The following is a 22,171-nucleotide window of genomic DNA, read 5'->3' on the forward strand; positions in this document are numbered from 1 at the left end:
TTGCACCTTGCGTCAGGTCAAGTTTTGGAAAACAAGCCAGCCAAAGCACGTTTGATGATGCCGCGGGTCGACGGCTTATGCCGATCCGAAAAAGGCAGCGGACGGCAGACCTCCATCGCGGCGACCCCGACCCGCGCACTTAGCGCGCCGTTGACCAGCCCTTCGCCAAACCGGCGCGACAGCTTGCTAAGGATAGATCCCCCAAGCACAGGTTCCAGCAGGTCGTCCCCGACGGCCACGGCCCCGGTGGCCACAAGGTGCACGAACACGGCCCGCGTCAGTCGCCAACTGCCCAAAAATCCTGCGCGCCCGCCATAGATTTCAGCGATGCGCCGGATCATCCGCAACGAAGCGGCCAGCGCGGTTGCAACATCCGCAAGCGCTAAGGGCACCAACGCCGTCACCGTTGCAACCTGCCGCGCGGCAGCCTCGACTTCGCGACTGGCAGCGACATCCAGCGGGGCCAGCAGCTCGTCCTCGGCCAAGGTCAGCAGACCAGACGCGTCAAATTGTTCGTCGATCCGTTCGGACAGCCGATCGCGCCCCCAACGGGTTTCGTCTCGGCCTTTGTAAAACGAGATCAATCGGTTCGTGACTGCGCGCGCCTGCGCCAGATCATCTTCGGCCAAGGCAGTATCTGCCGCGCGCCGCATCCCGTCCACACGGGACAACCGCCCGATTGCGGCCAGCTCGCGCACAGCGATGATCAACGCGACCAGCACCAGTGCTGCAAACAAACCCGTAATCACCCATCCTATGATCGGCGCGCGGAGAATCAGGGAATTCACAAAGTCCCAAGCCGCCACTGAAACAACAGCCCCAAGCGCTGCAAGCGCCAAACCCCAGAACCACCGCGACAAAGCCGAAGGTTTGCGCGCCGCCAAACGCGCTGCACCTTGCATCGCCTGACCCTGAGGCTGTGCAATATCCGGGACCGGAGGTGCTTGCGACACATCAGCCGCGGGTTCATCACCTTCCAGATCAATCAGAACCGGCCCCTTAGCCATTGGCTGCTCCTTCACTGTTCCAGACATACTTTATGTCCGGAAGGTTCTCGTCATTGTCAGAGCCGTTGCTGCGCGCAACCTCGGCAAAGCCGTTGCACTCATAGAACCGGCGCGCTGGATGGTTGGCCTGAAATGCAAACAATGACAATTCGGATCGGCACGATTTGGCATGTTCAAGCAATTGCTGACCGATCCCCCGCCCCCGTGCGCCAGGTGCCAGATACAGTGAGTGGATTTCGGCACCGTTGAGCGCCAAAAACCCGATCACCCCGTCACCGGCTTCGGCCACGGTCACCCATTCCAATTCAATCATACGGCCACAAAATGCGATGGTTTCCGCCTGCGAGTGCAGTTCCGGCATCCAATCGTTTTCACGGGCGAAGCCATGCAAAATCTCTCCGGTGGCACCGGCATCCGTGCTGCGGGCGGGGCGAAGAATGACATTCACAGCCGGTCTCCGATCAGGAACTGGGCTGCGCGGTCCAACCGTATGTGTGGCGGGCCATCCCCGGGCCGCAGTGTCAGGTGTGCCGGCGCGAATGCCATGAACTCATAATCCTCGCCCAGCCAGCCTTCGGACCCGTTGCGCGCCGGGCCAAGCAAATGCGTCGGATCTTCGGGCAGATCACCGGGATAGAAAGCAGCCTGCTTGCCGCTGTCCAGCAAGGTACCACGCACGCAGGGCAGCTCGGCCCCGTTATGGGTGCGGATTTCCTCGGTCGTTACCCTTAACGAGGCCAGCGACAGCGCCGCTGTTTCGGCCCCGGCGAAGCTGGCACGGTCGCGCGCCTCGCGGGTCAGGGCCTCCATGATATTGGTCAGGCGGTGGTGTTGAAGATGGTGCAAATGGTCCGCCTTGGTGGCCGCAAACAGGATGCGCTCGACCCGTTTGCCGAGCAACAACTGGCTAAGCCACGCATTTCGTCCGGGCCGAAACGCCGACAGGATATCGGCCATCGCGCGACGCATATCCTCGACCGCCTGTGGCCCGTTATGGATCGCGCCCAGCGCGTCCACCAAAACCACCTGACGGTCGATCCGGGAAAAATGATCGCGGAAAAACGGTTTCACGACCTGAGATTTATAGGCCTCGTATCGCCGGGCCATCTCGCGGTGCAGACTGCGTCGCGGGCCGTGACCCTCGACCGGCAAGGGTGCAAATGTTAGCACCGGCGAGCCTGCCAGATCGCCCGGCAGCAAGAACCGCCCTGGCGTGCAGTCGTAAAACCCGGCATCGCGGGCTGCGTTCAGATAAGAGGCGAATTCTTTGGCCAGTGATTGGGCCTTTGGTTCGTCGTGGCTGTCAGAAGAGTCAACCGCCTTTGCCTGCGCCAGAAAGGTCATCGCCTCATTGCGATTGGCGATGCGCTCCAGTGTTTCCTGCGACCAGACCTCATAGGTTTTGTCCAGCAACGCCAGATCCAGCAGCCATTCGCCGGGGTAATCCACGATATCCAGATGAATAGTGCGTGGTCCCTGCAACCCTGACAAAAGCCCCGCGGGACGGGCTTTGAAAGACAAACGCAGTTCTGACACTGCCCGCGTACTTTCGGGCCAGTGTGGCTGAGGCCCGGTCAGCGCCGCCAAGTGATTTTCGAAGTCGAACCGGGGCACGGTGTCGTCTGGTTGCGGCTGCAGGTAAGCCGCGTTGATCCGCCCTTCTTGCTGCGCCACGAGGCTCGGCATCCGCCCCCGGTCCAGCAAGTTCGCGACCAGAGACGTGATGAATACTGTCTTTCCTGAACGCGCCAGCCCGGTGACACCCAGTCGGATCACCGGCTCAAACAATGCCTCAGACACGCGGTCACCCACGGATTCGACGCCGCGCGTCAGACTGTCTGCCAGAGATGAGATGACCAAACCGTCGCCCCGCTTTTTTCGTTTTTCCCAAGATAGGTAGCGGCTGTCGGACATACCAGCGCTTTCCCACTCTTGCCCGTTGCGGCACGGCGCGTTACCAGCAGCCCATGCCTAGATACGCGCTGAAAGTCGAATACCAGGGGGAGCCGTTTGCCGGATGGCAGCGGCAAAAGGAATTGCCGTCTGTTCAAGGGGCAATCGAACAGGCCTTGTCATGTATTCAACCCGGCGATCACACTATTGCCGCGGCCGGGCGTACAGATGCGGGTGTGCACGCGCTGGGACAGGTTGCGCATTGTGATCTGATCAAGGACTGGGATCCGTTCCGTCTGTCTGAGGCGCTGAACTATCACCTTAAACCGCAGCCTGTTGCCATCGTTAAGGCAGCACGGGTAGACGATGACTGGCATGCGCGGTTTTCAGCGCTCGAACGGCAATACCTGTTCCGCATCCTGATGCGCCGCGCACCTGCTACGCATGACGCTGGGCAGGTCTGGCGGATCAACCATCAACTGGACGTAGACGCGATGCAGGCGGGCGCGGATATGCTGATCGGGCGGCATGATTTTACCACGTTCCGGTCTTCGATTTGTCAGGCGGCAAGCCCGGTCAAAACCTTGGATGAGTTGCGGGTCGAACAGGTTGAAGGCTTTTCCGGACCAGAGGTTCATTTTCACGTTCGCGCCCGGTCTTTCCTGCACAACCAAGTGCGCAGCTTTGTTGGAACGCTTGAACGTGTTGGTGCCGGCACATGGTCGCCTGAAGATGTACGGGATGCGTTGGAGGCCACCGACCGGGCCGCCTGCGGGCCGGTGTGTCCGCCGCAAGGGCTGTATCTGGCGCGGGTCGGGTACCCGGAGCCCGTGTTCGATTAAATCGCGCGCAACAGCAGACCGCTTGCAATCACGGCAATCAGCAGCCCCGACACCAGTTCAATCGTCGGAGCCAGAACCGAGGCAAATCGCGTCGCCGAGGCTAAGGCCAGCAGTCCTCCGCGCAAACCAAATGAGGTCCAACCGACAAGCGTTGTGACAGTCGCCGTGCCCAAAGCCATGGCGAAAGCACCGGCAATGCCAACCATTGCGATGCCCATCTGCCAGGTCAGGATCAGCACAAACAGCGCTCCGGTACAGGGGCGCGCGGCAATCCCAGCTATCAATACCGCAGCTTCGCGCAAGCTGCCGACTTGGGCCACTTCGTCGGCGGTGGGACCGTGGCGATGCCCGCAATCTGCGCAGACGCCATGGTCATGGTCGTGATGTTTGTGGTCCTCGTCGTGCGGGTGGTGATGGTCGTGTGTGTGCTCGTGATGATGCGCTTTTTCGCTGCGATGACGTCGCGCGAAACTGCGAATGGATCGAAAGATCAGCCACAATCCAATCGCCGCGATAGCACCATAGCTGATCGGAGCCATGACCCGTTCGGTGGTATCGACAAGGCTTGCCCGGGACATCTGGAACACCAGTACCCCGGCATAGACCAGAACAACCGCAGTGACTGCCTGCCCCAGGCTGGACAACAAGCTGATTGCAGACAAACGCAGGAACGCCACGTTGCGTCCTAACCCATAGCCGCCAATCAAAACCTTGCCGTGACCAGGGCCGATGGCATGGAAAAAGCCGTAGGCAAAACAGACCGTCAGCAGTGTTGCTACAGCCTCGGGCTGTTCCGCGCGGGCTGCGCGTAGGGAACGTGCGATCTGATTTTGGAACTCGCGCTGCTCACCCGCAGCCCATGCGGCCAAGTGGTCAAAGCCACCGCTGCCCCAGAACCACAGCAGCAAACCAATGGAGATGGCGACAGGAATAATCAGGTACTTGGACATGAAAGGCGGATCTCGGACGCAAAGTTTTCCCCGACCAGCGGGATATCGTTTTCTTCAAGGTCGTAGTCGGCATCCAGGGTTTGCAGGAACGCCTGCATCTGCGCCAGTTGCCCGTCAATATCCGCGTCAATCCGGCTGATCTGACAAGCGGCGGGCCCGGACACCGTCACCGGGCGGGTCACTTCATAAGCCGTGTAATAGGATTCATCATATGCTTTGGCGACGACGGCGGTTGCCGGCACTCCGCCGCCTTCCACCGCGCGCAGGTGGGTTGTCACGATACGGCCATCCTCGGTGGTCGCTTTGGCCTCCATCGGCCCTGACAAATCGACCGGCGCGCCATCGGCGAACACCACGATATCGCCATTAAATCCTTCGACCCACTGGGCATCAAAGCCGGACAGAAACTTTTCTTCGCTCTCGGTCAGAATGCCATCAGAATCCTGATCCAGTTTCATGTCTTCCAACTGAAACAAAGAGAAAAGCTCATCATACGCCCAGGTTACCCTGACATGGGTCAACTGGCCGCTGTCGTCCACAATGAATTCCAGCCCGGTGTCGATAAAGACATGCGGGTGGGCCAATGCCGGAACCGGCAGGCAACAGGAGAAAAGGGATATGAGCCATCGCATAGGCGAAAGATAGGGGCTTGGCCCGTGCCCGGCAACGTGTTTTGGCGGGCCCGTGCAGGAACCGGCCAAATCGGTCACTTCGGCGGGAACAAAACCAGTGTCTGCAACGCTGTTCCGACCGGGCCTTCGGTGTCGAACAGAACCGATTGCGACATCCCTATTCCTGAAGGTTGCCAATGAGATGCGGACTGCGAGGCCAACCAGTCCGATTTGGGTTCACGATGAATCTGGACCGTCAGATCAGTGTTCATGAACCCCATCTCCGACGTCGGTGCATTCCACGAGATCCCGTTGCCACAATCCGCCAGCGGGCATAGCGCCTGAATCGGCGATTGCGCCTCGCCCTCCAACAGCTTCGGGGTGAGCATCCAGATTGTCTTTGGACCGGCTTTCTGGTTGCCACCCTTGGGGTAGAGAATGTCCGAATGGTTTGCGAACCCCGGCAGGTCATGGCGCGTTTCGCCAATCGGAAACGGGCCGGTCACCGCATCGTCGAGTTCGGGCGTCGGCAACGTGATGTTCGGAACCGACCCCAAATCGCGACGCACCATGTGCATTGTGGTGGCCGTAGCGCACAGCGTATCGTCCAGATCGTGCACCGTGACGCGGGTTGTGGCCAGCGTTTTGGTATGGCGCGTCGTCTCCGCGGCCACCCGCAGACCCGTCAGCGGCAGAGGGCGCAGCAAGTCCACGGTCAGCCGTGTCAGCATCTTTTCCGACCCAACCTCTGTTTCGGCTGCACGAACGATCAGCCCCGCGACCGGGCCCGCATGGCAATGATCCGCAGACCACGGCCCGCGCGCGGGATCATTGCCGACAAAAGCTCCGTCAGCCCGAACGTGGAAATAGGATTGTTCCTTCAGATCTGGATTCAACACCACCTAAAACCTCAGACTTTTTCCTGCGTGTGCTTTTTCAACTCGGCCCGCGCCACCTGACGGCGGTGTACCGCATCAGGCCCATCGGCCAGCCGCAAAGTACGCACATGGGTCCAGGCCGTCGCCAACGGCGTGTCTTGACTGACCCCCTGCCCGCCGAACATCTGAACGGCCTCATCGATGACTTTGAGTGCGACACGCGGGGCGACGACCTTGATCTGGCTGATCCAGGGAGCCGCCGCGCGGGCATCGCCCTGATCCATGTACCAGGCAGCTTTCAGGCACAGCAGGCGCGCCATTTCAATCTCCATCCGGCATTCGGCGATAATATCGAAATTCGCCCCCAGCTGCGCCAGTTTCTTGCCGAAGGCTTCGCGCTGCAGCGACCGTTTGCACATCTGTTCCAACGCCGTTTCAGCCTGACCGATTGCGCGCATACAGTGGTGGATACGGCCGGGCCCAAGGCGGCCTTGCGCGATCTCGAACCCGCGCCCTTCGCCCAACAGGATGCTCTCTGCCGGCACGCGAACGTTGGTAAAGCGAATATGCATGTGGCCGTGCGGGGCATCATCGTGGCCGTAAACCTGCATCGGTCGCAGAATCTCAATCCCAGGCGCATCGGCAGGCACAACAATCATCGACTGCCGCTTGTGTTTGGGTTGCTCGTCGCCTGCCGTCTTGACCATGACGATATAGACCTTGCACCGTGGATCACCCGCCCCCGATGACCACCATTTTTCCCCGTTCAGAACAAAGTCATCCCCATCCCGCACACAGGACATCGACACGTTCGTGGCATCCGATGACGCCACATCCGGTTCCGTCATCAAATACGCGGACCGGATATCGCCGTTCAGCAGGGGTTTCAGCCACTGCTCTTTCATCTCGCCCGTGCCGTAGCGCTCGAACACTTCCATATTACCGGTATCGGGGGCCGAACAGTTGAACACCTCGGCCCCAAGGGGAGTTTTGCCCATCTCTTCGGCGAAGTAAGCATACTCGACCGTCGTCAAGCCAAAGCCCTTGTCGCTGTCGGTCAGCCAGAAGTTCCAAAGTCCGGCAGCCTTGGCTTTGGCTTTCAACCCTTCCAGGATTTCAGCCTGACGTTCGGTGTATTGCCAGCGGTCGCCCTTATCGATTTCGGCCTGGTATTCTTCTTCCAGCGGCATGATCTCATCCCGGATCATATCTGCCACACGTTGCAGCAGCGCGCGGTTTTCTTCGCGCAGACCGAATGACATGTTCATGAGCTTTCCTCCTCAGGCCCAAAGAGCGGGCTTTACCTTTGAACAGAGAATGACTTAGCTGCCGATAGAATGTCTAGCTGTGTGACGGAACGTCAACTCAATCAAAATGAAATTGCGGGGGTGATTCATGGCGCTATTGATCGAAACCGGTCTGACCGACTGGATAAGCGATGATGACATCGCCAAAACGATCCGAAACATACACCCCGGCGCGGATGTGCGAACCCGGGAAACGATTGGAGATGCAAGCGAAATCACCATGGTCGCTGTTGTCGGCCTGAACAACGACCACCCCAAACGGCTGCCAAACCTGCAACTGGTCCAGAAACTGGGCGCAGGTGTCGAAACGATTGTTGGCAACCCGAGCCTGCCCGATCACGTCCGTATCGCACGTCTCAAGCCCGATGCGCCGGCGCAGGGCATTGCCGAGTGGTTCGTCGCCTATGTCCTTCACCATCAACGGAACATGGCATTTCACGAAGCAGCCCAGCGCAAGGCAGAATGGGTGCCCAAAGCGCCGGTATTCACGCCGGACACCGTAGTGGGCGTTCTGGGTCTGGGCCATATTGGTGCCCGCAGCGCCAGGATGCTGCGCGCCATCGGTTTTCAGGTCATGGGATGGAGCCGATCCCCGAAAGAGATCGAAGGTGTCACCTGCCTGCACGGCGAGGATGCGTTGCCCACGTTGCTTGGCCAATGCGACCACGTTTGCGCCATTCTGCCGTCCACGCCGCAAACACTCGGCTTGTTCGATGTGCAGATGCTGGCCGCCATGAAGCCCGGCAGTCAGCTGTTGAACGCAGGGCGTGGTGATCTGATTGACGAAAATGCTCTGATCGAAGCCTTGGACCGCGGAACGCCTGGCCACGCCGTTCTGGACGTAACCAGTACAGAACCCTTACCGTCAGACAGTCCGCTCTGGGCACACCCGGGCGTCACAATCACTCCGCATGTTTCTGGCTGGCACTTAGGTGAAGCATTGGCGGACGTTGCCGAGAATTTCCAACGGTTGTCCGCAGGGAAGCCCTTACTGCACGAAGTCGACCGCACACGCGGCTACTGAGTCGAAATCAGGGCGTCAGAACCCAGTTCCCGCCGGCGTCCCGGCAATTGCGGGTTCTGACTTCGCGTGATTGTTCGGCCCCGGCGGGCACGATGAAATGCTGGAGATGCACGCAATTGTCCCGGACCTCGCGCACCCGAACAGTGCCTTTTGATCCGGTGTCGTCGTTCGACCAGTTGCGTTCGGTTCCAACCTGAGGCGTTCCATCTGCCAACATCGCATTGGTCGTGGCGTTGACGACACTATAGTCTTCGGGGCTCAACCCCATTTCTGCGATGATTCTCGAAAGTGGCTTGGCCTGTGCCAGTGAAACCGCGCCGATCACAACGGCTGCTGCAAAAAAAGGTGAAATCCAGGCTTTCATGATCTTCTCGCCTTGCTGAAATAAGTTTGGTCACAAGACTATACCGCTGGGGAACGGGGGCCAAGCCCCGCTGGCCGACCTTCAAATAATACCGAAATAACCTATCGTGACTCGGGCGCTAGGACCATCGGGCCAATCCCCGCATAGTGCCCCAAACACGAACCAGAGGCATGAAATGGCACAGCCCACCTATTATGCGCCCACAGGCGGACACCCCGGACAAGACCAGCTGTTGACCGACCGCGCCATGTTTACCGAAGCCTATGCGGTTATCCCCAAAGGCACCATGCGCGACATCGTCACCAGCAACCTGCCGTTCTGGGAAGGCACACGGCTTTGGGTCCTGTCCCGCCCCCTAAGCGGATTCGCCGAGACGTTTTCGCAATACATCATGGAAGTTCAGCCCGACGGCGGCAGCGACCACCCTGAAACAGACGCCAAGGCGCAGGGTGTTCTCTTTGTGGTCGAAGGTAAAGTGACCCTGACATTGGGTGGCACTGAGCATGTCCTCGATACCGGTGGATACGCCTATATCCCGTCGGGATCGGACTGGACCCTGCACAACCGCGCCGAAAAAACCGCCCGATTCCACTGGGTTCGCAAAGCCTATGAAGCCGTTCCCGGCCTGCCTGCTCCAGATCCGATCATCACAAATGAGCGCGATGTATCGCCTGTCGTGATGCCCGGAACTGAGGGGCGCTGGTCCACGACCCGCTTCACCGATCCGCAGGATCTGCGTCATGACATGCACGTCAACATCGTCAATTTCGAACCCGGCGGCGTGATTCCTTTTGCCGAAACCCATGTCATGGAACACGGGTTGTACGTGCTGGAAGGCAAGGCGGTCTATCGGCTTAACCAGGATTGGGTCGAGGTAGAGGCCGGCGATTACATGTGGTTGCGCGCCTTCTGCCCGCAGGCCTGCTACGCGGGCGGACCTGGTCGCTTTCGCTATCTGCTTTACAAGGATGTGAACCGGCACATGCCGCTGATGTTGTCCAAACGCTAGGCTTTTAAACGCTTTTTTCGGTCAGGGGTTCACAGAAGCGCGTGAATCTGGTGAAATGACAGCGGATTTTAGCACTGGAGATTGTTCAATGGTACTGCGTGTAACGATGCTGGCACTGGCTGCTGCGATTGGTTTGACGGCATTTGATGCAACGCCTGTTGCCGCAAAGGAAGAAACCAAGCAGGTTTTTGTCATGAGCCGCACCTGGGCGGTGACACAGGTCTCGGACGCTCCGGTCGTATACCGTGCGACGCGCGACAACAACAACCTGAACCCCTTTGGCCCACCGCCGCGCCTGCGCACCATTCAGGCCATAGCCGCCTTTCAGCAAGCGACCGGGTGCAGACCGATCGTGGCCAGCATGTACCAGAACATTTCGGGTCAGTTCTTTTCGCAGGTCAGCTGCAACTGACCATAGGTCACAACGGGCATTGAGCTATCGGCAGAGCACTGCCATAGCTTGCGCATGAAACTTGCAATCAACGGATTCGGCCGTATTGGCCGCACAATCCTGCGGCAGCTGCTGGCTTTGCCGCAGGATACGGATATTGATCTGGTTCTGATCAACGACATCGCCCCGCTTGAGACCTGCGCCTACCTGTTCAAATATGACAGCACCTTTGGCCCCTACGCTGGAGCAGTAGAACAGGGCGACGCGGCGATCGTCGTCGATGGGCACACAATCCCAATGACGCACAGTCCCAATCTGGTGCATGTCGACCTGTCGGATGTCGACGTTCTTATGGATTGCACCGGCGTTGCCCGCACGTCGGATGTGGCCAGTCAGGGCCTGACCGCCGGCGCTCGCAAGGTGCTGATCTCTGGCCCCTCGCCCGCGACAGAAATCACCATCGTTCTGGGGGCCAACGAAGATCAATTGGGCAATGCTCGCATCGTGTCCAACGCGTCATGCACAACCAACGGGCTTGCGCCCTTGGTCAAAGTGCTGGACCAGATTGGCGGGATCGCGTCAGCCCATATGACAACGATTCACTGCTATACGAACAGCCAACCTATGGTGGACGCACCACGCGGCGATCTGGCCCGTTCGCGCGCGGGCGCGCTGTCTATGGTGCCGACCACGTCAAGCGCCACTCATCTGATCGACGAAGTCATGCCGCATTTGGCTGGCCGCATCTCGGGCGCTGCTGTTCGGGTCCCGACGGCCAGTGTATCCGCCATTGATCTGGTGGTGACGCTGGATCGCGGTATGTCGCATGAGTTGTTCGAAGCCGAACTGCGCGCGGCCGTCCAGACATCGCCTGTGCTGGGCTGGACCGATTCCCCTCTGGTCTCGTCAGACCTGCGTACACGCCCAGAGTCACTGGTTATCGCAGGACCCGAGACACGCATGGTCGGAGAACATCAGGTCCGTGTTTTCGGCTGGTATGACAATGAATGGGGATTTTCGGCACGCATGTTGGATGTTGCCCGCCTTATGACAGATGGCTGAATTTGCGCGGGTGCAGCGGGCGGGCTTGCCTGCGCGCTGCTTGGCCCAACGGTTCACAAGCATCTTTGATGCGCATTGACCCGGCGGGAGAACCCTATCCGCCTATGATCTGAAACGGAGTGTCAAACCAGAACTCCTCCAGATTAGTCCCCTCACCAATCCGATCAATCACAGCGAATAAGCCGGGCCCGTGCATTGGGGTCAGCACCCCATGCCATGTGCCGGGAAAATAGTTCACACCCTGTCCGGGATTGGTCACAAATGCCTGCGGATGCCCGGGCCGCCCGCCCTCATCCGGGGCCACGACAACCAGAAAAGGCTGATGTGTCATTGGGATGAACGCCTGGCTGCCATCGGGGTGACGCTCAACCATATCCAGTTGATAGGGCAAGGATCGCGGATTGGCGTTGAACAGGCTGATCCCGGCGCGCCCGTCTGCGAAATCCAACCGCGCCAGATCGTGATATCGGCCACATTGCCCCTGATTGATGATCTTGTCCGGATCACCGGTCACTTCGATGACATCACCAAACGGGGAAAATGCCTTGGCCGTCAATGGCGCAGTCCTGACTTGCGCGCTCATGAGGGTAAAACGTCCCGCAACCGGAATTCGGCGATCCGCTCGACCTGACGGCAAGCCTCGGCGAATTCGATGTCCTTATCCTGATCGATCCGCCGTTGAAACGCCTGAAGGATAGACGTTTTGTCGTGATCACGTACGGCGATGATAAACGGAAAGCCGAATTTCTCGGTGTATTTCTGGTTCAACTCGGTGAACGTCGCACGCTCTTCATCTGTCAGGGCATCCAATCCGGCCGAAGCCTGCTCGGACGTGCTTTCCTGCGTCAGCCGTTTGGCCTGCGCCAGCTTTCCGGCCAGATCCGGGTGCGCGGTCAGGACACCCATCCTTTCGTCCGCAGAGGCGGAACGGAACATGCGGGTCAATGCACTGTGCAGCCCTCCGGCCGTGTCATGGGCCGGTCCCAATTCCAGTTCATACGCCCGTTCAGCGATCCAGGCGGAATGCTCGAAGATGCCGCCATACGTGGCGACAAACGTGTCCCGATCCATCTGAGCAGGCTTCGGATGCGGCACTGCCGGATGGTGTTCCGCCCAGTGTTCGGCGATCTGCAACCGTGTTGCAAACCAGATATCAGAAAAGCCGCGCGCGTATTCCAGAAACCGCTTCAACGCCATCACCCGGCCCGGTCGTCCGATCAGGCGGCAATGCAAACCGATCGACAGCATCTTGGGCGCTCCGGCCTCGCCCTCGGCGTAAAGCGAATCGAAGCTGTCCTTGAGGTAGGAATAGAACTGGTCGCCCGAATTGAAGCCCTGCGGCGTGGCAAAGCGCATGTCGTTACAATCCAGTGTATAGGGCACGATCAATTGATCTCGCCCACCAGTCTGCATCCAGTATGGCAGGTCGTCCGCATAAGTGTCGGCCACATAGGCAAAGCCACCTTCTTCTGCCACCAGACGAGCGGTGTTTTCCGAACATCGCCCCGTGTACCAGCCGCGCGGGCGTTCACCGACGACCTCGGTGTGAAGACGGATTGCTTCGGCGATCTGTGCACGTTCTTCATCTGCCGGCATGTCTTTGTGCTCGACCCATTTCAGGCCATGACTGGCAATCTCCCACCCGGCGGCCTTCATCGCTGCCGTCTGATCCGGCGAGCGGGCCAAGGCTGTTGCAACTCCATAGACTGTTATCGGCAAGTCCTGCATCAACCGGTGCAGTCGCCAGAACCCAGCGCGAGAGCCGTACTCATAGATCGACTCCATGTTCCAATGGCGCTGGTCCGGCCATTGGGCGGCCCCCACGATTTCGGACAGAAACGCCTCGGACGCGGCATCGCCGTGCAGCACGCAATTTTCACCGCCCTCTTCGTAGTTCAGCACGATCTGAACGGCCAGTTTCGCACCGCCTGGCCATTGGGCGTCCGGCGGGTTGGCACCGTAGCCAATCATGTCACGAGGATAGCGAGGGGGCTGCATGGCATCTTCCATTCTTGATCTTTTGAATAGCCTTACCCCAGAAACACGTCGATGATTATCAAATCAATCCGAACGCTGTTTCCGGTTCTTTCGGCATTTCCACTGTTTCAAACTTTGCGTCAGACTGTGACAAAGCAAAAGACAAATCATAGGAGAGACCCGTGGCTGGCTATCTGACGACCCATGTTCTGGACACTGCACGCGGCTGCCCGGCTGAAGGATTGAAAATCGCACTCTACCGGGTGTCGGGGAATTCCCATCGCAAAATCGCTGAGATGGAGACCAATTCGGACGGCCGCACTGACAGCCCAATCTTGCCACAAGACTCTTTCAAAACTGGTACTTACGAGCTGGTTTTCTTCGCAGGAGATTATCTGCGCGCATCGGGCCAGGCTGCTGATGACCCGCTGTTTCTTGATCAGGTGCCGCTCCGGTTTGGCATGTCTGATGCCGAGGCACATTATCACGTGCCCCTGCTGCTGTCCCCTTACGGCTATTCAACCTACCGGGGCAGTTAAACCGCGGGATAGGGCTGCCGCTAAGCGGCAGCTTTATTTGTCAGCAGATTCCGACCCACGCACGACCTTGCCGATCCGCGCAATCATGAAATCCATGAACAAACGCGCCTTGGGGTCCTGATGGCGGCGATGTGTGTATAGGCAGGCCATTTGAACAGACACCGGCGGCGTTTCGACCGCAACGGGGACCAGACGCCCCGAACTGAGGTGTTCGGCCACTTCAAAAACCGGCTTCATCGCGATCCCCTGCCCCGACAGCGCCCAGTCAGTCAGCACGTCACCGTCGTCACATTCGAACCGGCCAGAGACGGCGAACCGTTTGGGACCGTCAGGTGTCTCTAACTGCCATTGAAACTCGGTCGCACCTGGAAACCTCAGGTTCAGGCATTCATGGCGCTGGGAAACCAGGTCCGCGCCGGTTTCTGGCATTCCCCGACGCTCGACATAGGTCGGTGCGGCGCAAAGCACGCGCTGACAGTCGGCGATCTTGCGAATACGCAGGGTGCTGTCTTCAGGCTGGCCGATGAAAAATGCCAGATCCAGACCTTCCGTCGTCAGATCAACGGATCTGTCCGTCAACCGCAGGCGCACATCGATCTCGGGATATTCCGCAAGGAAATCAGGTACGTGTGGCGCCAAGACCCTGCGCCCGACCCCTAGTGGAGCAGCCACAAACAGCGATCCGCGCGGTGCCTCGGTCAAATGGACAACTTGCGCTTCGGCATCGTCCACCGCATCTAGAACAGCCACAGCACCGGGATAGAATGCCCGCCCCTGCTCGGTCGGGCTGAGGTTGCGCGTCGTTCTTTGAAACAGGCGCACGCCCAGATGATCTTCAAGCTGAGATATCCGCGCCGACGTCACCGCAGGCGAGATACGTAGGTCTCGCCCGGCGGCGGACATGCTGCCAAGGTCATAAACCCTGACAAAGGTACGGATGTTGTCGAGATAAGACATTTTTTCGTTTTTTTTGATACAGTTTGACAATATCAGGGAATACCGAAGAAAGTGCCCTTTGCCTAGTGTGTCGGCAACCAATCGGAGAGCTTTCTCATGTACGACTTCGCCGTGTTCTGGGACTGGATGGCTTTTGCCGTGCGCTGGCTGCACGTCATCACCGCTATTGCCTGGATCGGATCTTCATTTTATTTCATCGCGCTGGACCTTGGCCTGAACCGCGACATCCCCGGCCCGGCGGATGGCGAGGAATGGCAGGTTCATGGCGGCGGTTTCTACCACATCCAGAAATACCTGGTCGCGCCCGAACGGATGCCGGAACACCTGGTTTGGTTCAAATGGGAAAGCTATGCGACCTGGCTCAGCGGGGCTGGGTTGCTGATGATCGTGTATTGGGTTGGCGGAGAACTGTATCTGATCGACGCGCAGAAAGCCGATCTTGCGTTGTGGCAAGGTATTCTAATCTCGGCCGCCTCGCTGACAATTGGTTGGCTGATCTATGACTTCTTGTGCAAATCAGGTCTGGGTGAACGTCCGACCCTTCTGATGGTACTGCTGTTTGTGCTGCTGGTTGTTATGGGCTGGGGGTATAACCAGGTGTTTACCGGTCGTGCGATGATGCTGCATCTGGGTGCATTCACGGCCACGATCATGACAGCCAACGTGTTTTTCATCATCATGCCGAACCAACGCATCGTGGTAGACGATCTGAAGAACGGCCGTACACCTGACCCAAAGTACGGCAAAATCGCCAAGCTGCGCTCGACGCATAACAACTACCTGACGTTGCCGGTTGTGTTCCTTATGTTGTCGAACCACTACCCGCTGGCCTTTGCGACAGAATACAACTGGATCATCGCGGCTCTGGTCTTCCTGATGGGCGTGACCATCCGACACTACTTCAACACGCGCCACGCTCGGGCAGGCGATCCAACCTGGACATGGCTGGTCACTGCGTTGCTGTTCATCGCAATCATGTGGTTGTCTACTGCCCCTATGTACAAACCTCTGGAAGAGGCCGAAGCACAGCCGCTGACACCGTTTGAACAGAAATATGCTGCCGCCGATGGCTTTGAAGAGGCCCATGACGTCATTCTTGGACGCTGTTCGATGTGCCACGCACGCGAACCGGTGTGGGAGGGCATTTTGTGGGCGCCAAAGGGCGTATTGCTGGAAACTGAAGGCGACATTGCCCGCAACGCCCAGCAAATCTATCTGCAGGCGGGGGTCAGCCATGCGATGCCCCCCGCAAACGTCACCTACATGGAGCCCGAGGACCGCGAGGCAATCATCCGCTGGTTCCGCAACGCAGGTTCCTGATCCCGAGACCGATCAATCACACAGGTCGCAAAATTCAGGCGACGCTGGATTTAGTCTTTTCCTGCAAGGACTCTGATGCTCTAACATGAATGTAATCAGCCGTTGCTTTGCAAAAAACGGCAAATGTGATTTCGAGTTGGGGCAGTTGGAGCTATCAGATGCCGGGGAGCAGGCCGCGCGCCTTTTTGAAGAGATGCCTTCTCGGCGCGATTGCAATGACCCTGCCGACCGCATTGGCCGCGCTGGAAACCACCTTAACAGCTCCAGGTGCTTCAAAAGAGCTTGTCGAGCGGATGGAGGAAACCTCCTCGGTTACGACGGCCGAATCTCGCGGGCTGGACACGCCGCTTGAGATCTTGTCGGCGGCGCTTTCGGATTATCGCACTCTCGTCCAAATTCTTTATGACGAAGGGTATTTCAGCCCAGTCGTAAGCATCAAACTGGACGGAAAAGAAGCAGCTGAGATCAGCTCGCTCAGCGTACCGACGCAGATCAATAGCGCGGTAATCACGGTCAACACCGGCCCCAAGTTCACCTTTGGCGAAGCCATCGTACAACCGATAACGCCCGAAACAGTTCTGCCCGAGGAGTTTGCGATCGGCAAACTCGCGACCACCGGCGCGATCCAACAAGCCGCGTCAGCTGGCGTGCAGGGTTGGCGCAACGCGGGTCATGCCAAGGCCGAAGTCGAAGGCCAGAAAGTCATTGCCCGCCATGCCGAGGCCAAGCTGGATGCCGAGATCGACCTTACCCCCGGCCCGCGCCTGAGATTTGGCAAAATGATCATCAAGGGCGACACCGATGTGCGCCACCGGTCAATCGAAAAGATCGCCGGATTTCCGGCAGGCGAGGTATACTCGCCCGAGAAAATCCAGAAGGTCGGCACACGGTTGCGGCGGACCGGGACCTTCAACGTTGTTTCGATTGAAGAGAGGGACACTCCGAACCCGGACGGCACATTGGATTTCGACGCGACGTTTGAAGATTTACCCAAGCGCCGACTGACCTTTGGCGCCGAGATCGCGTCGCGCGACGGGGTAGACGTAACCGCGACCTGGACGCATCGCAACGTATTCCGGCGTGCCGAACGCCTGCGGTTCGAGGCGGCAGTCCGAAATATCGGCGGTGCCGAGGATATCGACGGCCGGATCGGCTTGCGTCTGGATCAGCCCGACCGGCTTGGTCCCGATGACAACACTTTCTGGAACGCGCTTCTGGAACGGCGCAACACAGAAAACTACAATGTCACCGTTGCGTCGCTGGCCTACGGTGCCCGGCGCACGTTCTCTGATCGGCTATATGCCGAAGCCTCAGCTGGGTTTCAGTGGTCCAGCGCGGACGACGCCTATGGCGATGACCGCAGGTTCCGATATTTCATCCTTCCCTTGCGTTCGGAATGGGACGAGCGCGACAGTAAGGTCAGCGCAACGCGCGGCTTTTATCTGGACGCGCAGATCACGCCCTTTGCTGGTCTGTCCGAAACCGAAAGCGGTATACGCATGTTTTTTGATGGACGCGGCTATACCAGCCTCGGCACCGGCGGACGGCTGGTTCTGGCCGGTCGCGTACAGCTGGGATCAGTGCTCGGGCCGTCGCCGGACGGTGTAACACCAGACTTCCTGTTTTTCTCGGGCGGTGCCGGAACGGTTCGGGGTCAACCTTACGAGAGTCTTGGCATCCCTGTCGGCACCGGGATCGCAGGCGGCAAATCTTTCCTTGGCCTTTCCGCGGAGGTGCGCGGCAAAGTCACCGAAGCCATATCTCTGGTCGGGTTTTATGACTACGGTACGGTGGACACATCCTCATTCATCGGCAGCGGCGCAGAATATCACGCAGGTGCCGGGCTTGGGGTTCGGTATGATCTGGGCGGATTTGGTCCGTTGCGGCTGGATCTGGCCGTTCCAGTGCAGGGTGACACCGGCGACGGCTTGCAGTTTTATATCGGGATCGGACAGGCATTTTGATTGGACGTCGCGCATATCCGTTATTGTTTTCGGGGTTGATGCTGTCTGCCCCTCTGCCACTTGCCGCGCAGGAGGAAGGCGGCAGCATGCTGGAGAACTTCCTGCAGGATACGCTCTCTGGCGACGATCAAAACGTGACCGTTAAGGGCCTGCAAGGCGCGCTGAGCGCGCGCGCAACGATTGAAGAGATCACAGTTGCCGATGATGAAGGTGTTTGGCTGACCATCAAGGACGCCGAACTTGACTGGAACCGTCTGGCGCTGATCCGCGGCCGGTTTTCGGTCAACTCCCTGACCGCGCAGGAAATCGATATTGCTCGTGCACCGGGCACAACGACCAAGGCAGAACCACCTGCTTCGGCGGAAACGCAACCGTTTCAACTGCCCGAACTGCCAGTTTCCGTCGAAATCGGTGAAATCCGGGTGGATGAGTTGTCTCTTGGTGAGCCGCTGATCGGTGTCGCTGCTGATCTGAGCGTGACAGGCAACCTGTCGCTGGCAGATGGGGCGCTGGACACCAATCTGGACGTGATCCGACTGGACCGCGCAGGGGATGAGATCAAGCTGGCGGCCGGGTTCCAGAACTCAACAAGTGAGATCAATCTGGATTTGCAAGTGAACGAAGCCTCTGGTGGTCTGATTTCAACCGCGTTGAAAATCCCTGACAGCCCGCCGATCGGCCTGACGGCCAAAGGCGCGGGCCCGCTGTCGGATTTCACCGCTGATATCGGGCTGAGCAGCGACAACCAGATGCGCGTTACCGGGCAGGTTCAGCTGCAGGCGGCCGAGGTCGGCGCAGCGAACGGCATTGCGTTCACCGCTGATCTGAACGGCGATCTGACACCCTTTCTGGCGGAGGACGTCGATCCGTTCTTCGGACCAAAATCACGGCTTTATGTCGATGGCCAGACCAAGCCCGAAGGCGCGCTGGACATCTCGGATCTGGAACTCACCACGCAGGCGCTGGATCTGAAAGGTGAATTGCAACTGGCTGAAGGCGGCACTCTGCAACTGGCCGCCCTGCAAGGGCGCATCACCCCGCCAGATGAGGAAGCCGTCGTTCTGCCGGTGGCAGGAGGCGACACATCGCTCAAGGCGGCACAAATTTCGGCGCTGTTTGACCGCCAGAACGGCAACCTTTGGGATCTGAGCCTGACGGCCAACGAATTCGCGTCCCCGCAGGCCGAGCTGGGTGATGCCCGGATCACCGCACAAGGCACCCTGGATCAGGGCGAGGTTCTGACCGTCTATGGCGACGTTCAAATCGCGGTCGGCGGAATAGAGATGGCCGATGACGCGCTTACCACGGCTTTGGGCGATCGCATCACGCTTGATGGCCAGTTCGACTATAGCAGCGACCAGTCACTGAACCTGTCTGGTTTCGAGCTTGTGGGCTCTGACTACACGCTGGCGCTGGACGCGCTGATTTCCGGACTGACCAGCGGCTTGAGCGTCGACGGAACAGCCAAGTTGGACGCGACCGACTTGTCGCGCTTTTCGGACCTTGCCAAGCTGGATCTTGGCGGGCAGATCTCGGCCAGCGTGACCGGAAAAGGTTCGCCGCTGGAACGCAGCTTTGACGGCAAAGCCATGGTTCAGGGCCGCGACTTGTCTACTGGCCGTGATGATATCGACCCCGTGATTGCCGGGGAAACCACGATCACTCTGGACGCAAGCCGCGGCACAGACGGCATAACCATCCGTGAGTTCGATCTGGACAGCGAGGCCGCCAAAGCCGTGGCCAGCGGTGTTGTGACGACGCCCGACGGCAACCTGACCATTGATGGGCAGGCCCGGGTCAACGCTTCGGATTTGTCTGTCTTCTCTGGCTTGGCAAAACGCGACCTTGGCGGTTCCCTACAGGCGACCGTGGACGGCACAGGCACAGTGCAAACGCTGGAATTTGACGGCACAGCCAGCGTGACAGGTCAGAACATCAAGACCGGTATGGCCGATATCGACCCTCTGCTGACCGGCAGAACCGAGATCGAATGGGACGGTGCCAGAACCGCAGACAGTATCGACATCCGCAGCGCCTCGGTGAATGGCCGGGCGCTCACTGCGCAAGTGCAAGCGACCGTAGACGACCCCACCGGAGATCTGTCGGCAGATGGCCAAGCGCAGCTGAGCGTGCCGAACCTGTCCCTGTTTTCCGGGTTGGCCGGGCGTGATCTGGCCGGTTCGATCGCTGCGAACGTGCAGGGCAATGGCACAGTGTCCACCCGGGCATTCGATGTTCAAGGCAACCTCGATGCCAACAACATTCAGACCGGCATCGAGACCGTGGACAAGCTGATCCAGGGCCAGACGACCCTGTCCGTAGACGCACAGAATGGGGAAGATGGCCTTAGCATTCAAACGTTCCGCCTGAACGGAACGACCATAACCGCGACGGCTTCGGGCAAGCTGGACCGTCAAGCGGGCGGGCTGGATTTCTCGGTCAAATTGGACGATCTGGCGCGGGTGTTGAACACGATGTCCGGTCCACTGACGTTGGATGGAAACATTGCCCCGACATCCAAGGGCGTGGAAGGCACGGTCAACCTGAATGGCCCCGACAGCTCATACGCCAAGCTTGCCGGGACGGTAGACAGCGATGGGTCAGCAGATCTGGACTTTGACGCCAAGTTCAACCGGATCGAGCGTTTTGTACCTGAGTTTCCGGGTACAGTGGCCGCCAAAGGCAGCGCCAAACGCAACAAGGGTGTCTGGACAATCGACGCCCAGGCCGACGGACCTGCGGAGATTAGCGGCAAAGTCTCTGGTGCCTTCGACGAAAGCACCGGAGAAGCGGACATGAAAGCCGTTGGCGGCGTCAATCTTGGCATTGCCAATATCTTTATCACGCCCAACAAGATCGACGGCAGCGCTCGCTATGACCTTACCCTGTCGGGCAAACCCGCACTGGAATCCCTGTCCGGTTCGATCACCACTTCCGGTACGTCGCTGGCAATTCCCGGCGCGGGACAAACGATCACTGGTATCAGCGGATCGGTCCAACTTGCGAATAGCCGCGCCACGATTTCCCTAAGTGGCGGACCACGGGCAGGCGGCAATTTTACCGTCAGCGGGCCTGTAGACCTTTCACCACCTTTCAATGCCAATATCACGACCGCCCTTAACAGCCTCGTACTGACCGATCAGTTGCTGTATGAAACCACGCTGAACGGGCAAATTGCGATGACCGGGGCGCTGGCGGGTAACAGCTCGATCGCTGGACAGATCACGTTTGGCGAAACCAATATCAACCTAGCGGCCGCATCAGGTGCCGTGGGGGCGGCCCCTATCCCAGACATCGTTCACGTGAATGAAAGCGGGTCAGGCTATGTGACCCGTGAACGCGCGGGCCTCGTCCAAAAGGAAGACGGCAATAAAAACAATTCTCGTATCGCCCTGGATGTCAGTCTATTGGCGCCCAAGGCCGTGTTTGTCCGCGGGCGTGGCGTCAACGCTGAGCTGGGTGGAAGAATAAACATCGGCGGCACCACGTCCTCGGTCATCCCATCGGGTCAGATCGAACTGATCCGTGGTAACTTTGACATTCTGGGGCGCAGGCTGGCCCTGACCAAGGGTATTGTGACGCTGCAAGGGGACCTGACGCCCTATATCGAGTTCGAATCCTCAACCAGCACCTCTGATGGTACGGCAACGATCGAGATCGCCGGACCACTGGATTCGCCCGAGGTCAACGTCTTTTCCGACCCGGAGCGCCCGGCCGAAGAAGCGCTGGCAATGCTGTTGTTTGGCAATCGCTTCTCAGAGTTGTCACCGTTCGTGATCGCTCAGATGGCGGCCTCGCTGGCACAACTCAGCGGCGCCGGCGGAGACGCAACCAAAGGTTTGCGTGAGTCGACAGGCGTCGACACCGTGGACATCGGCGTGTCCGATGGTGGCGCGGGCCGGCTCGGCGCCGGGGCGTATCTGAGCGACAACCTTTACACCGATTTCACCGTCAACACCGAAGGCGATACCGAGGTGAATCTGAACTTGGATGTCACCGACAGTTTCACCGTGAAAGGCACTGTAGATGGCCGGGGTGAGACCGGTGTTGGGGTTTTCTTTTCGCGCGACTACTAA

The 22,171-nt window shown here is 59.0% G+C and carries 20 protein-coding genes; 9 read left to right on the forward strand and 11 right to left on the reverse strand.

The annotated features are described in order from the left end of the window. Positions 1 to 17 precede the first annotated feature (17 nt). The 3 genes from QMP16_RS12195 to QMP16_RS12205 are packed head-to-tail and all read right to left on the reverse strand — an operon-like array spanning position 18 to position 2,867. The gene (locus QMP16_RS12195) at positions 18 to 1,007 is read right to left on the reverse strand and encodes a YcjF family protein (protein ID WP_282152590.1); all 990 of its coding nucleotides are present in this window, start codon (positions 1,005 to 1,007) and stop codon (positions 18 to 20) included. Beyond that, positions 1,000 to 1,455, reverse strand: coding sequence for a GNAT family N-acetyltransferase (locus QMP16_RS12200; protein ID WP_282152591.1), 456 nt, complete (start codon positions 1,453 to 1,455; stop codon positions 1,000 to 1,002). The genes QMP16_RS12195 and QMP16_RS12200 overlap by 8 nt, the downstream gene beginning before the upstream one ends. Next, positions 1,452 to 2,867, reverse strand: a complete 1,416-nt coding sequence (locus QMP16_RS12205; RefSeq protein WP_282152731.1) for a YcjX family protein — start codon at positions 2,865 to 2,867, stop codon at positions 1,452 to 1,454. Before QMP16_RS12205 ends, QMP16_RS12200 begins: the two co-directional genes overlap by 4 nt. A 107-nt stretch (positions 2,868 to 2,974) precedes the next feature. Between QMP16_RS12205 and truA the strand changes: the two genes are divergently transcribed. Continuing rightward, positions 2,975 to 3,742 carry a tRNA pseudouridine(38-40) synthase TruA gene (gene truA, locus QMP16_RS12210; protein ID WP_108860994.1) on the forward strand — a complete coding sequence of 256 codons (768 nt, stop codon included), beginning with the start codon at positions 2,975 to 2,977 and terminating at the stop codon, positions 3,740 to 3,742. On the opposite strand, the gene QMP16_RS12215 is transcribed toward truA, so the two are convergent. The 4 genes from QMP16_RS12215 to QMP16_RS12230 all read right to left on the reverse strand — a co-directional run bounded on the left by QMP16_RS12215 (position 3,739) and on the right by QMP16_RS12230 (position 7,449). Then, complete coding sequence (locus QMP16_RS12215) at positions 3,739 to 4,692, reverse strand: nickel/cobalt transporter (protein ID WP_282152592.1); 954 nt, start codon at positions 4,690 to 4,692, stop codon at positions 3,739 to 3,741. The genes truA and QMP16_RS12215 overlap by 4 nt on opposite strands. After that, the gene (locus QMP16_RS12220) at positions 4,677 to 5,324 is read right to left on the reverse strand and encodes a DUF1007 family protein (protein WP_282152593.1); all 648 of its coding nucleotides are present in this window, start codon (positions 5,322 to 5,324) and stop codon (positions 4,677 to 4,679) included. Before QMP16_RS12220 ends, QMP16_RS12215 begins: the two co-directional genes overlap by 16 nt. A gap of 74 nt (positions 5,325 to 5,398) precedes the next feature. Further along, positions 5,399 to 6,202 (reverse strand): thioesterase family protein, encoded by an 804-nt coding sequence (locus QMP16_RS12225; RefSeq protein WP_282152594.1) that lies wholly within the window; start codon positions 6,200 to 6,202, stop codon positions 5,399 to 5,401. A gap of 11 nt (positions 6,203 to 6,213) precedes the next feature. After that, positions 6,214 to 7,449, reverse strand: a complete 1,236-nt coding sequence (locus QMP16_RS12230) for an acyl-CoA dehydrogenase family protein (RefSeq protein WP_282152595.1) — start codon at positions 7,447 to 7,449, stop codon at positions 6,214 to 6,216. Positions 7,450 to 7,576: 127 nt separating this feature from the next. Here QMP16_RS12230 and QMP16_RS12235 point away from each other — a divergent pair, with 127 nt between their 5' ends. Continuing rightward, positions 7,577 to 8,512 carry a 2-hydroxyacid dehydrogenase gene (locus QMP16_RS12235; RefSeq protein ID WP_282152596.1) on the forward strand — a complete coding sequence of 312 codons (936 nt, stop codon included), beginning with the start codon at positions 7,577 to 7,579 and terminating at the stop codon, positions 8,510 to 8,512. Between the two features lie 7 nt (positions 8,513 to 8,519). Here QMP16_RS12235 and QMP16_RS12240 read toward each other — a convergent pair whose 3' ends face one another. Further along, entirely contained in the window at positions 8,520 to 8,876 is a 357-nt protein-coding gene (locus QMP16_RS12240; RefSeq protein WP_282152597.1) for a hypothetical protein, read from the reverse strand. A 175-nt stretch (positions 8,877 to 9,051) separates the two neighbouring features. Here QMP16_RS12240 and QMP16_RS12245 point away from each other — a divergent pair, with 175 nt between their 5' ends. The 3 genes from QMP16_RS12245 to QMP16_RS12255 all read left to right on the forward strand — a co-directional run bounded on the left by QMP16_RS12245 (position 9,052) and on the right by QMP16_RS12255 (position 11,338). Further along, positions 9,052 to 9,885 carry a bifunctional allantoicase/(S)-ureidoglycine aminohydrolase gene (locus tag QMP16_RS12245; protein WP_282152598.1) on the forward strand — a complete coding sequence of 278 codons (834 nt, stop codon included), beginning with the start codon at positions 9,052 to 9,054 and terminating at the stop codon, positions 9,883 to 9,885. An 88-nt stretch (positions 9,886 to 9,973) separates the two neighbouring features. Further along, the gene (locus tag QMP16_RS12250; protein WP_108860986.1) at positions 9,974 to 10,297 is read left to right on the forward strand and encodes a hypothetical protein; all 324 of its coding nucleotides are present in this window, start codon (positions 9,974 to 9,976) and stop codon (positions 10,295 to 10,297) included. 54 nt (positions 10,298 to 10,351) lie between these two features. Then, positions 10,352 to 11,338: a type I glyceraldehyde-3-phosphate dehydrogenase gene (locus tag QMP16_RS12255; protein ID WP_282152599.1), complete on the forward strand. Its 987-nt coding sequence runs from the start codon at positions 10,352 to 10,354 to the stop codon at positions 11,336 to 11,338. A gap of 94 nt (positions 11,339 to 11,432) precedes the next feature. On the opposite strand, the gene QMP16_RS12260 is transcribed toward QMP16_RS12255, so the two are convergent. After that, the gene (locus QMP16_RS12260; protein WP_282152600.1) at positions 11,433 to 11,921 is read right to left on the reverse strand and encodes an ureidoglycolate lyase; all 489 of its coding nucleotides are present in this window, start codon (positions 11,919 to 11,921) and stop codon (positions 11,433 to 11,435) included. Beyond that, positions 11,918 to 13,336 carry an allantoinase PuuE gene (puuE, locus tag QMP16_RS12265; protein ID WP_432653406.1) on the reverse strand — a complete coding sequence of 473 codons (1,419 nt, stop codon included), beginning with the start codon at positions 13,334 to 13,336 and terminating at the stop codon, positions 11,918 to 11,920. Before puuE ends, QMP16_RS12260 begins: the two co-directional genes overlap by 4 nt. Positions 13,337 to 13,497: 161 nt before the next feature. On the opposite strand from puuE, the gene uraH reads away from it, so the two are divergent. Then, entirely contained in the window at positions 13,498 to 13,854 is a 357-nt protein-coding gene (uraH, locus tag QMP16_RS12270; protein ID WP_058273190.1) for a hydroxyisourate hydrolase, read from the forward strand. Between the two features lie 33 nt (positions 13,855 to 13,887). Here the strand turns inward: uraH and QMP16_RS12275 are convergent, their stop codons facing one another. Then, positions 13,888 to 14,811 (reverse strand): LysR family transcriptional regulator, encoded by a 924-nt coding sequence (locus QMP16_RS12275; RefSeq protein WP_282152602.1) that lies wholly within the window; start codon positions 14,809 to 14,811, stop codon positions 13,888 to 13,890. Between the two features lie 96 nt (positions 14,812 to 14,907). On the opposite strand from QMP16_RS12275, the gene QMP16_RS12280 reads away from it, so the two are divergent. The 3 genes from QMP16_RS12280 to QMP16_RS12290 all read left to right on the forward strand — a co-directional run bounded on the left by QMP16_RS12280 (position 14,908) and on the right by QMP16_RS12290 (position 22,171). Continuing rightward, positions 14,908 to 16,131 (forward strand): urate hydroxylase PuuD, encoded by a 1,224-nt coding sequence (locus tag QMP16_RS12280; RefSeq protein WP_282152603.1) that lies wholly within the window; start codon positions 14,908 to 14,910, stop codon positions 16,129 to 16,131. Between the two features lie 215 nt (positions 16,132 to 16,346). After that, positions 16,347 to 18,095 (forward strand): autotransporter assembly complex protein TamA, encoded by a 1,749-nt coding sequence (locus tag QMP16_RS12285; protein ID WP_282152604.1) that lies wholly within the window; start codon positions 16,347 to 16,349, stop codon positions 18,093 to 18,095. 38 nt (positions 18,096 to 18,133) lie between these two features. Continuing rightward, positions 18,134 to 22,171, forward strand: coding sequence for a translocation/assembly module TamB domain-containing protein (locus QMP16_RS12290; RefSeq protein ID WP_282152605.1), 4,038 nt, complete (start codon positions 18,134 to 18,136; stop codon positions 22,169 to 22,171).

This window comes from Ruegeria atlantica (assembly GCF_947495585.1).
Taxonomy (GTDB): Bacteria; Pseudomonadota; Alphaproteobacteria; order Rhodobacterales; family Rhodobacteraceae; genus Ruegeria; species Ruegeria atlantica_G.

What these genes read in the sequence shown, in the direction of transcription:
- puuE (WP_432653406.1), bottom strand. Translation starts at nt 13,336, where the DNA reads ATGCAGCCCCCTCGCTATCCTCGTGACATGATTGGCTACGGTGCCAAC.
- QMP16_RS12245 (WP_282152598.1), top strand. Translation starts at nt 9,052, where the DNA reads ATGGCACAGCCCACCTATTATGCGCCCACAGGCGGACACCCCGGACAA.
- QMP16_RS12215 (WP_282152592.1), bottom strand. Translation starts at nt 4,692, where the DNA reads ATGTCCAAGTACCTGATTATTCCTGTCGCCATCTCCATTGGTTTGCTG.
- QMP16_RS12260 (WP_282152600.1), bottom strand. Translation starts at nt 11,921, where the DNA reads ATGAGCGCGCAAGTCAGGACTGCGCCATTGACGGCCAAGGCATTTTCC.
- QMP16_RS12220 (WP_282152593.1), bottom strand. Translation starts at nt 5,324, where the DNA reads ATGCGATGGCTCATATCCCTTTTCTCCTGTTGCCTGCCGGTTCCGGCA.
- QMP16_RS12230 (WP_282152595.1), bottom strand. Translation starts at nt 7,449, where the DNA reads ATGAACATGTCATTCGGTCTGCGCGAAGAAAACCGCGCGCTGCTGCAA.
- truA (WP_108860994.1), top strand. Translation starts at nt 2,975, where the DNA reads ATGCCTAGATACGCGCTGAAAGTCGAATACCAGGGGGAGCCGTTTGCC.
- QMP16_RS12250 (WP_108860986.1), top strand. Translation starts at nt 9,974, where the DNA reads ATGGTACTGCGTGTAACGATGCTGGCACTGGCTGCTGCGATTGGTTTG.
- QMP16_RS12285 (WP_282152604.1), top strand. Translation starts at nt 16,347, where the DNA reads ATGACCCTGCCGACCGCATTGGCCGCGCTGGAAACCACCTTAACAGCT.
- QMP16_RS12195 (WP_282152590.1), bottom strand. Translation starts at nt 1,007, where the DNA reads ATGGCTAAGGGGCCGGTTCTGATTGATCTGGAAGGTGATGAACCCGCG.
- QMP16_RS12240 (WP_282152597.1), bottom strand. Translation starts at nt 8,876, where the DNA reads ATGAAAGCCTGGATTTCACCTTTTTTTGCAGCAGCCGTTGTGATCGGC.
- QMP16_RS12290 (WP_282152605.1), top strand. Translation starts at nt 18,134, where the DNA reads ATGCTGTCTGCCCCTCTGCCACTTGCCGCGCAGGAGGAAGGCGGCAGC.
- QMP16_RS12275 (WP_282152602.1), bottom strand. Translation starts at nt 14,811, where the DNA reads ATGTCTTATCTCGACAACATCCGTACCTTTGTCAGGGTTTATGACCTT.
- QMP16_RS12235 (WP_282152596.1), top strand. Translation starts at nt 7,577, where the DNA reads ATGGCGCTATTGATCGAAACCGGTCTGACCGACTGGATAAGCGATGAT.
- QMP16_RS12280 (WP_282152603.1), top strand. Translation starts at nt 14,908, where the DNA reads ATGTACGACTTCGCCGTGTTCTGGGACTGGATGGCTTTTGCCGTGCGC.
- QMP16_RS12255 (WP_282152599.1), top strand. Translation starts at nt 10,352, where the DNA reads ATGAAACTTGCAATCAACGGATTCGGCCGTATTGGCCGCACAATCCTG.